General features: G+C 35.3%; 3 protein-coding genes. 1 reads left to right on the top strand and 2 read right to left on the bottom strand.

Features of this window, described 5'->3' with window-relative positions; genetic code table 11:
- A partial coding sequence (locus tag BFL01S_RS19445) for an SH3 domain-containing protein (RefSeq protein WP_156474962.1) occupies nucleotides 1-337 on the bottom strand: 337 nt, incomplete at its 3' end.
- Nucleotides 338-761: 424 nt separating this feature from the next.
- On the opposite strand from BFL01S_RS19445, the gene BFL01S_RS19440 reads away from it, so the two are divergent.
- A complete protein-coding gene (locus BFL01S_RS19440; protein ID WP_061786703.1) occupies nucleotides 762-1,328 on the top strand; it encodes a GrpB family protein in 567 nt (188 codons plus the stop codon).
- A gap of 35 nt (nucleotides 1,329-1,363) precedes the next feature.
- On the opposite strand, the gene BFL01S_RS19435 is transcribed toward BFL01S_RS19440, so the two are convergent.
- Nucleotides 1,364-2,047, bottom strand: coding sequence for a DUF4397 domain-containing protein (locus tag BFL01S_RS19435; protein WP_061786702.1), 684 nt, complete (start codon nucleotides 2,045-2,047; stop codon nucleotides 1,364-1,366).
- Between the last annotated feature and the right edge of the window lie 108 nt (nucleotides 2,048-2,155).

Here is a 2,155-nt window from a genome sequence, read left to right as displayed (position 1 = left end):
AGCGAACGTTTAAAGAGCTAGCGTTCACGGTCGCTTGTTTTGAAACAACATTTGTGGGTGATGTTTTTTTCTCTATGTATTCACTTGATATCCAAGCGTCTTTGCCATTAAGTTGGATTTTTGCCCATCCTTGTTGTTCTGTTAATACATTAATTGTGTTTCCTTTATACAGCTTGCCAACGATTGCCCCACTTGTGCTTGGAATTGCCCGCACGTTTAATGATGTGGCATTAACAGTCGCTGGTTGAGCGGCTTCAGCTTCTAAATTAAAAAAAAGAGCCGAAGAGCTCAGAGCAGCAGTTGTACAAACTGCATACATCATGTGTTTATTATTCATCTTTTCCTCCTTGCATTCTACTAAATTTACTTAAAAATAAAATGGATTTCAAAGCATATATCGGCAACTTAACCAAAAATTCAAGGTAAAACTATATTTCTCTTAAGTTACCTACATTATCCATCATACTACATGTCGAACGGTGACGGTATAATGAATTTGTCCTAAACAAATGGAAGATAAAAAGGGAGAGTGCTTTAGCGTTAACTTTTAATTCATAAAAAAAAGAAGCATATATAAGGGAATATTAACAAGTAAATGGAGTATTTATTAATAATTTAGTCCACATTGCTCAGAATGAAATGGTCAATTTTCATAAAATTTTTGAAAGAGGAAATTGTATAAAAATAATTATTAGAAAATTATTTATTTTTAATTAATTTAGTGGTAAATTATAAAGAAAGCTAAAGAGAGGTGGAGATCATTGGTTGAACTTGTGAATTATGAAACAAAATGGCCGGTTCTTTATGCATTTGAAAAAGAAAAGGTAACCTCAATGCTTAAAGACTTTTCAATTGAAGTTAAGCATATTGGAAGTACAGCTATCCCTAATATGTCGGCTTCTCCAATTATCGATGTATTAATAGGTATTCAACGTTCTGAGGACTTAACGTCAGTTATTGAAATATTGCAAAATGGCCCATATGTTTATATAGAAGAAATGAATATATTTATTGCTCTAAAAGATGAGGCTTCTTTGTCGCATTATCCAAAATATATAAAGGAAAATGACTCCTACTGTGCAATACCAACTCATATTCAACACGCTCATCTGTACGTAACGGCCGTTGACTCAGACTTTTGGGATGGCTGCTTAGCGTTTCAAGATGAACTTAAGAAAAGTGAAAGGCTACAGGAAGGGTATATAGACCTTAAAAACAAACTTGCATCTTCATACTGGAATAATTATGAGCGATATATGGAAGAAAAACAGGCTTATATTCAAGCATATGTTTCTTCTAAAACTTTGCAATCAACAGATATAAAATAGAAAAAGCCAGCGCAAACGCGCTGGTTTTTTAAGCGTTACTTTGTATCTTCTAAGATAATTGTTTCAAGTTGGCTTGCAGTATTCACGGCTAAAACCGTATAATTCTTACCATTTTCTACTTTAGTACCTGGAAGTCCAAGTATTTCTTTGCCATCTTCGGTTGTTACGCTTAAATCATAAGCACCAGGAGCAAGAGTCTGGTAGTCGGATACTGTTTTGAATGCTAAATTTGTAAACAGTGGAGCGGCTCCTTTTGGTCCAACGTTAACAGCTGGAGCATCAGGTGAAAAGTGAGCAACACGAACTTTTGCTTTATCAGACGTTCCTACCGTATTGTTGGAGATTGCTTTTAGTTCTAACATATCTACTTTGTTAATAGCAGCAATCGTGTAAGACTTTCCACCTTCTACAACAAGCGTTGCTTTTACTACGGGCTCTTTTGTTCCTTTTGTACCAGTTGCATAAACTTCTACTTCATGTGATCCAGCAGGTACTTGTAAAAAATCCGTAGTATCTTTAAATTTAACACCTTCAACAACGGGTTTTGTATCTAAGAAGATATCAACTGCAGGCGCATCTGGAGAAGCATGTACGATGCGAACATCAGCATTCTTTGCAGGAACTGCTTCGTTAGGCGCTTTTGTTTCAGAAGCAAATACAAGTGTGCGACTTATGGCAATCAGCATAATCGCCGTAAGTATAACTAATAGTCGTTTCATGTTCTTTCACTCCTCATTTCATCTTGAGACAGTTGTATGTAAGGAAACTGTTCAACTATTAGCGTATACAAATTAAAAGCAACTATACGAAAAAATGAGACTGAGACA

This window comes from Priestia flexa NBRC 15715, from assembly GCF_001591565.1.
GTDB classification, from domain to species: Bacteria; Bacillota; Bacilli; order Bacillales; family Bacillaceae_H; genus Priestia; species Priestia flexa.
The sequence above is the reverse complement of the archived record's forward strand: the minus strand, read 5'-3'. Positions and strand labels throughout refer to the sequence as shown.